Raw genomic sequence first — 7,605 nt, 5'->3', positions numbered from 1 at the left:
TCATATATCTTTTCATTTTCAAAGATAGTTAATGGATCCGACTTTCCGACACACGTAAATAAAACCTTCATCCTCCTTCTCCCCTTTCATTTATTGTTATCTATAATTTTATCACATAAAGATAACATAATCCATTTTTTAACATAATCTTACCCAAATAATTTAATCACTTTAATATCTTACACAACTAAAAACATTAAAAAATCCTTTATAAGAACAATATCAAACGAAATGGGTGTATTTTACAACCTTATTGAAGAACACGCGTTAATCCTTTATAAGAACAATATCAAACAAGACATATTTAGAGTATTTCTAAATATATTTAATTCTACTTTATCTTTATCATAAACACAAGATAAAAAGTACTTGTTTTTTTCGACCATCCCCTAAAAATTTATAGATTTTTGAGTTAATTTTATGCTTAAATTGTGGGATAGTCGAAAATTTATTACTATTATACTAGTCTAAACTAAATTATCATTAGATTGTAGAAGCAGTTCTAACATATATAGTGGAACATATTGAACCCCATCAGTTAATGTACTTATGTTTTTTTGTGATAATCTAACTGCATATTGTGGTTTGTATTTATGAATAAAATTAGTAAATGATTTTGAAACTGTATTTCTTCCTGCTTTTATTTCTAATGGACATATTTCACCATTATAATAGATTATAAAATCTATTTCAGAACTATGATTTGGTTCAAAATAATATAATTCATTTTTATACATACTTAAAATTTGTGCAGTTATATTTTCATATAACGCACCTTTAAAAACACCTAGATTTCCATTTAGTAATTCTTTAATAATACTTTCATCAAATTGAGATATTAAAAGACCAGTATCCGCCATATATACTTTAAAGATTGCAAGTTCTTTATGAATTTCTAATGGTTTTACAACAGCTTTAATTCGATATGTTAGATTAATTAGACCGCTATCTTTTAGCCAGTTTAAACTTGAATCGTAATAACGAGCATTCCCTCCTGATCTAATTAATTTATATTGAAACTTTTTATTATCTTTAGCTAATTGTAGCGGTATTGATTGATAACACTCTCTTGCTTTGATTCGATCACTGCCTTCAGCGTATTTTGCCATATCATTTAAATAATCACTAACAATTCTTCTTTGAACAATTAATGTTTCTTTAAATGATTTTGTTTCAATATATTTATTAACTACTTCAGGCATTCCACCAGTGATTATATAATCTCTAAATAAAGTATTCATTTTTTCATGCAACGGTTCTAAAATCGGCTGATGTTTATCGAGGCTTTCTTTTAATGAATCAATAACTGTTTGATTTATTCCTAAAGCTTCGATAAATTCAAAAAAGCTTAAAGGAAACATTTGCCAAGTTTGAGTATATCCTACTGGAAATGATGATGCTGACGCTATTGCCACCCCTAACATACTTCCAGAACAAATAATATCACATGGGAAATCTTCTGCTAAAAACTTTAATGCAGTTAAAACATCACTACATGCTTGAATTTCATCCATGAAAAACAATGTATTTTCATCAAATGTTTTGTCAATAAAAGCTATTTCACAATATTGAAGAATCTCTCTAGGGTTTCTAGTATTTTTAAACAGTTCTATGAATTCTAAATCTCTTTCAAAATTTATTTCTACAAGATCGTTATATGCCGCTTTCGCAAACTCCCTGATAATATACGTTTTCCCAACTTGCCTGGCTCCTTTAATTATTAACGGTTTTTTATTACTTTGTTTTTTCCGTTTCATCAAATCATCAAAAACTTTTCGTTTCATACAATCACCCTTTCAATATATGCCATAACGCAAACATGTAAAAAAATGCATAAATACATTTTTTTACATGAGAAAATATGTGTTTTATATATTTTTATAGAGTAATTATATGTATTTATAATTATATTAAAAATTTAAATTATATAATCGATCATCTTTAATATACTTATTTACTCTAGGATCGCCTTCACTTTGATACATCATCAAACTATTTAAATCAAAGATAGAACTCCATACTGTTTCAAAATCAGCTACATCATCATATTGACACATAAAGCCATATTCACCTTTTAAAAGACTTTGGGTTGTTTCAATCAATTTATTGCTATTTAATTTATCAATATTATTCATAACCGTTAGATATCTTTGATAAGCTTGATAATCATTTCCTCTAGCGTAATCATAAGCTTTCATTTCATCTGATATAAAACAATTAGTACAACAAACTACTTTAGTATTACCTATTTGTGTAGCAATTCGTTTCTTTTTCATTTGTGGACTACATTCAACAACCAATATATCACCATTTTTATCAGCCAATAATATATTACAATTAGATGCAACTGGAAGCTGTTTTAGTAACTGATATGCCTGTTTTGTATTTTTAGCTTTTTCTAATAAATAGCGAACGATAAAACAAGAATTAAAACCAGGTTTTATTTCTTTTAAATCAGTTAGAACAAATGTCATCGCTACTACTAATCCATGTTTATTGATTCCTTCTTCACCATTGATAAATGAAGAAGTTGTTAGAGAAAAAATATTGTTATCTAATAAATAAACTTCATTTTTACTAACATCTTTCAAAGATGGAATTAAATCGTTATTGCGACCATAGATAACTTGTCCTTTACTAACATACGCAAAAGCACTACATCCTCTTATTTCGTTATTTGTATTATCATTTAAATTATACATACAACAACCCATACAAAGCATCCATGATACAAATTGTAAATAGTCAACTTTGATCATATCACATACACCTTTTATTTCTTGACAAATTTCTGGAAAATATTTTCTTAATATTTTTTCACTTTCTTCACCATGATTAAATTGAAAATCATCTAAAAATAAGGGAAAAGTTACATTGTTTTCTAAAAAGAACTTTCCTCTAGTTACTCCGATTTGATAATGATTACCTTTAAACGTTAAACGAAACATCTTGATCCTCCTCTATTTTCTTTATTGCCATCCAAACTTCAAAATGACCTTGCTTAGCCGGAGGAAAAAACATTGGATAAACTTCTACATCACAGTTATATGCATAACGATAGTTAGAAAGTGGTAAAAATTCACTTAAAAAACGTTTAAAAATACTTTGAACATCTTCTTTAAATAAACCATCATTTTCAAACACGACATACATTGAATCCGAAATTTCATATTCAATCATATCACTATCTATCGCATTATCGCTACTAACTCCAATACAATAATAAAAACTATCACCATCATTATAAACACTTACCCCTAATATTCCTGGTATTTTACCGTTTGATAATTTTACTAACTGATCAATTTGACCATTATTAAATAACTCCTTCCAAAACAATGGAACCTTTTGCATATTAGCATCCATATTTCTATCTATCGCTATCTTATAGCCAATGATCCGAACACGATCTTTTTTTACTAATCGATATGATAATGGTTTATTTCCAGTTATTGTGACAGTTAGTTTAATCGGTGGATAAGCCTTTAAACATACACCAATATTTTTAGCAGCTAATGGTGTTATCCCATGTACTTTTTTAAAAGCCCGATTAAATGCTGTTGGTGATGAATAGCCATATTTTAAAGCTACATCAATTACTTTACTTTCTGTTCTTTGTAATAAAAAAGCAGCTTGGCTCATTTTCCTTAATCTAATATATTTAGATAAAGAAATTCCAAAAAGATGAGTAAAAATACGTTGAAAATAATCTGGTGAACAACAAGCTATTTGAGCTATTTTTTCTAATGATAATCCTTTATCTAGATTATCTTCAATATAATCAAAAACTGCTTGTAAATTATTTAACCACTCCATCACTTTTCCTCCTACTAAAACAATAACTTATCAAAAATTATATTTCCTCTCTTTTTCCGTTTGCTTTTGTAAACTAAAATCAATCTAAATAAATTAAAAATTATATCAAAAATACTAAAAAAGTTCTTCCTCCAGTTAGAGCAAGAACCCAAATATCAATCTCTCTACTTTTTATCAATAACAATAAAATTACTTATCTTTCCAATACCACCATTTTAATTTATCTTGATCAGGATTTTCATTATTAGCATAGTATACTACCATTCGATACATATACAATTGACAACGATCAATTGGCTGTTTACGAATTTCACATTCTTTTTGATACATCTTTTCAGGATCAGCTCCTTTTAATGAAGCAATCGTATCATAACCAATTAATTTTAATGATGCTTCAGTAGCTTTTCCTACATAAGGTATTTTTTGTAATTCACCCATTGTACCACCTCTAATTCATTATAGCATAAAAGCCACTAATCGTGGCTTTTAATCAATAGAAATTTAAGGTTATAACAGTTACAATTAGATTATTAACTATTATCTTTAAAATATACCTATTTTCTAAAAAATTTAAATCTATTATTTAATTTCTTGGATTTCTTCTGCGATCATGTTTTTCATAATATTTTTTCTTTTCAACATACATTTTCTGTTCTGCCTCTTTTATCAACAAGGATAAAGATGAAAGATTTTTACCGCAGCCAATCCCTACTGAAATATAATAGTTTGCATTCGATAATTCTGTTGCCAGTTTTTCACTTTGTATTTTTAAATCCTCTTCATCAACATCTGGGATAAATAAAACAAATTCATCGCCACCGGTTCGATAAATATACTCGGTATCAAAATATTTTTTTATTCCTGATGCTACTGTTCTTAACATTTTATCACCTTTATCATGACCCATTGTATTATTCATTTCATGAAGACCATTTACGTCAATATAAACACAAGCTAAAAAACTTTTATGCTGTCCATAAATTTCAGGAAGATCCTGCTCATAACGATTTCTGTTATATAATCCTGTAAGGGCATCTCGATTTCCTTGTTCCTGGATTGCTGTATAACTTTTTAGATTACTACAGAACATTCCAAAACTAAACTGAATACTTTTAAGCAACACGGCCTGTTCGTGTTTCTTTTTTACATTACAAGCAGCAAGGATTCCAAAAATATGCCCACCTACTCCTTTAACAGGTACGGCAATGATATTATATATATTAGATAATTTTTCTGTCAAAAATAGATTTTTTATTTTATCGTTGTCGTGGCATTCAAAAATTTCATTACCATCTTCAAAATAATCCAATAATTTCCAAATATACCCTTGATAATTAGATTCTTTACGTTCTTTAATCGGTTTATCAAAGTCCCAAAAATACCATTGATTTTCACCGTTTTCCCCAAAAATCCAAAAACTAATTTTTTCGACAGAAATGATCTCACCTAACATTATCAGCGCAGCATACAAATTTTCTTTTTTCTCATGGGCATTAAACAATAGCTGTTCTACATTATAAATGTAACTTACCATATCCAACTGTTTCTGCTTTTCGCTAGTTACATTATGAACATATCGCATCATCCACAAGAAATAGATGATAAAGCAGATTAGCTCAAAACCGATAAATACGTTTAATACACGCTTTATATTATTAGCACTTTTGAACACGACACTTTCTGGTACTGAAACAGCAATTCGCCAATCATTAATTGCCATTGGTTCGTAATAGAAATAAAGATATTCACCTACAGTTTTAGATACAAACACAACATAATTACTCTCTCCGTTGTAGACTCCTTCTTTTAACTGCGTAGAATCATAACCAGGAGCCATTTCCCGTTCACCTAGCTCCCACATATTTCCAGTAACTCCAGGATGCCAAGTATCAACTAAAAAATCGCCAGTTTTCCCATCAATTAAATATAAAGCCCCTTCACCATTATATGGATTTAAATTAACGTCTTTTGGCAGTTCATTAGGTACAATTACACCATAAAGCATCGCAATAGTTACATCATTTTGTTTTACTGGAACATAATGTCTAATAACATAACTATCTTGATCAACTATATCTGTTTCTCGATCAGTAATATGAATTCCTTTTTCCGATTCTGCTTCAAAAGAAAGCATGCCATTAGCATCTATTCGCTTACCACCTTTTGTAAGTACAATATTTTCAGGCAGCAACAATTCAATACGGGACATCATCCCAACATTAGTATAAGAATCTAAAATATCCCATAGTTCTGATGAAGACAAATCCTGATACCGTGAAATTACAGCCGAAAGCATCTCTAGTTCTTCCTGGTCATTTTGCGAATATGTTTCAATGCTATCTGCTAAATTACCAGCTTCATTGTAAAGAAGTTCAAAACAGCGTTCTTCTTCCATTTTACTAATATATTGTGTCACTCCTAAAGAAGCAGCCATGACTGAAATAATTATTATGGCTGTGGTAAGCAATGAACGACCCCACCGTATATTATCTTGAATTTTATTTTGCTTTTGTTTTTTGGTGCTAAATAGCATATTTTCGCCTTCTTTTCTATTTTATGTGCCTGTCTTCTAACAGGCAAACATATATTATAAGGATAACCTTAACTTATGGCCATTATATAACAATAGTTTCCCCTTAGCAAGGCTACTAAGTATGCAATAACTGTCGAATAATTTTTTACTTTAATAGAGATCCCTGCTTAAAATCTATTGATCTTAACATTTTTGAAATAATTTAAGAATTTAGCACTCAGGGGTTGACAGTGCTAAAAAGAAGACTATAATAGTAAGTGTAATAAGAAAGATGATTTATTCATGAAGTAATTTCTTAGAATAAATAAAAAGGAGATGGTTTTTATGAAATTACTACCTGGATTCACAACTTTTGATGATGTTTTTGATAACATGTTTAATGACCCTTTCTTTAAAGGATCTACTTCTCATATGCGTACTGATGTTAAAGAAGTTGGTGACAACTATCAGTTAGCGATGGAAGTTCCTGGTTTTTCTAAAGACGATATTTCTATCGAGCTTCGTGATGGTTATTTAAATATCAGTGCTAATAAATCTACTAACAACGATGAAAAAGACACTGATGGTAATATCATTCGTCGGGAACGTTATTCTGGTTCTTGTTCAAGAAGCTTCTATGTTGGTGAAGATGTTAAACAAGAAGATATTAAAGCCAGCTACAACAATGGTGAATTGATTATCACTTTACCAAAAGTAGCCCCTAAGCAGGTAGAAACGAATAGTCGTTATATTCCTATTGATTAGTTAATCGATCCAGTACCAAGGTACTGGATTTTTTATCTATATTTTAATTTAATATTATTTATTATGCAGTATTCTATAGTAATCAAAATATCATAAAAAAAAGCTATTAATCAAACAAGTATATACATTTATCCGCTTGCATAATCCCTAATAGTAGCATATTTTCAAATTCTCATCGATAATTAAAGATAGAAAATTATTTTTTTAACATTCTTTATACATAATTAATCTTTCAATTCGACTACTTCCATCATAATATTGAATATTAATCAAATATTTTTCACAAAATAAAAATGCTTAAAACACATAAAATTTTAAATACAATACCGAAAATCAACTAATTAATTGCTTTTCTTTAAAACTATTTTTAAGTGATTTTTGTAATGATGTCTTTCAATCAATCACTTTCTTTTAAAAAAATCAGTTACTAGAAATAAATCTAATAACTGACTTTTAAATTTATAATATTTATGTATTATTTAAGATGATCAATAATATGACGAGCCACAATA

General features: G+C 28.7%; 6 protein-coding genes. 1 reads left to right on the top strand and 5 read right to left on the bottom strand.

All coding sequences use genetic code 11. The features are described 5' to 3' along the window. Positions 1–467 precede the first annotated feature (467 nt). The 5 genes from J7M77_RS01395 to J7M77_RS01375 all read right to left on the bottom strand — a co-directional run bounded on the left by J7M77_RS01395 (position 468) and on the right by J7M77_RS01375 (position 6,349). On the bottom strand, positions 468–1,784 hold the full coding sequence (locus J7M77_RS01395) for an AAA family ATPase (RefSeq protein ID WP_296875250.1): 1,317 nt from the start codon (positions 1,782–1,784) through the stop codon (positions 468–470). A 126-nt stretch (positions 1,785–1,910) separates the two neighbouring features. Further along, positions 1,911–2,948, bottom strand: a complete 1,038-nt coding sequence (locus J7M77_RS01390) for a C45 family autoproteolytic acyltransferase/hydolase (RefSeq protein WP_296875247.1) — start codon at positions 2,946–2,948, stop codon at positions 1,911–1,913. Further along, positions 2,929–3,816 carry a helix-turn-helix domain-containing protein gene (locus J7M77_RS01385; RefSeq protein WP_296875245.1) on the bottom strand — a complete coding sequence of 296 codons (888 nt, stop codon included), beginning with the start codon at positions 3,814–3,816 and terminating at the stop codon, positions 2,929–2,931. Before J7M77_RS01385 ends, J7M77_RS01390 begins: the two co-directional genes overlap by 20 nt. A 189-nt stretch (positions 3,817–4,005) precedes the next feature. After that, positions 4,006–4,254 (bottom strand): helix-hairpin-helix domain-containing protein, encoded by a 249-nt coding sequence (locus tag J7M77_RS01380; RefSeq protein ID WP_296875243.1) that lies wholly within the window; start codon positions 4,252–4,254, stop codon positions 4,006–4,008. Between the two features lie 145 nt (positions 4,255–4,399). Continuing rightward, positions 4,400–6,349, bottom strand: a complete 1,950-nt coding sequence (locus tag J7M77_RS01375) for a diguanylate cyclase (protein ID WP_296875241.1) — start codon at positions 6,347–6,349, stop codon at positions 4,400–4,402. Positions 6,350–6,673: 324 nt separating this feature from the next. Here J7M77_RS01375 and J7M77_RS01370 point away from each other — a divergent pair, with 324 nt between their 5' ends. Next, positions 6,674–7,093: an Hsp20/alpha crystallin family protein gene (locus tag J7M77_RS01370; protein WP_296875239.1), complete on the top strand. Its 420-nt coding sequence runs from the start codon at positions 6,674–6,676 to the stop codon at positions 7,091–7,093. The last annotated feature ends 512 nt before the right edge of the window (positions 7,094–7,605 follow it).

The sequence above is a fragment of the Thomasclavelia sp. genome (assembly GCF_017889095.1).
Lineage (GTDB): Bacteria > Bacillota_I > Bacilli_A > Erysipelotrichales > Coprobacillaceae > Thomasclavelia.
This window is presented reverse-complemented; position numbering and strand designations above follow the sequence as displayed.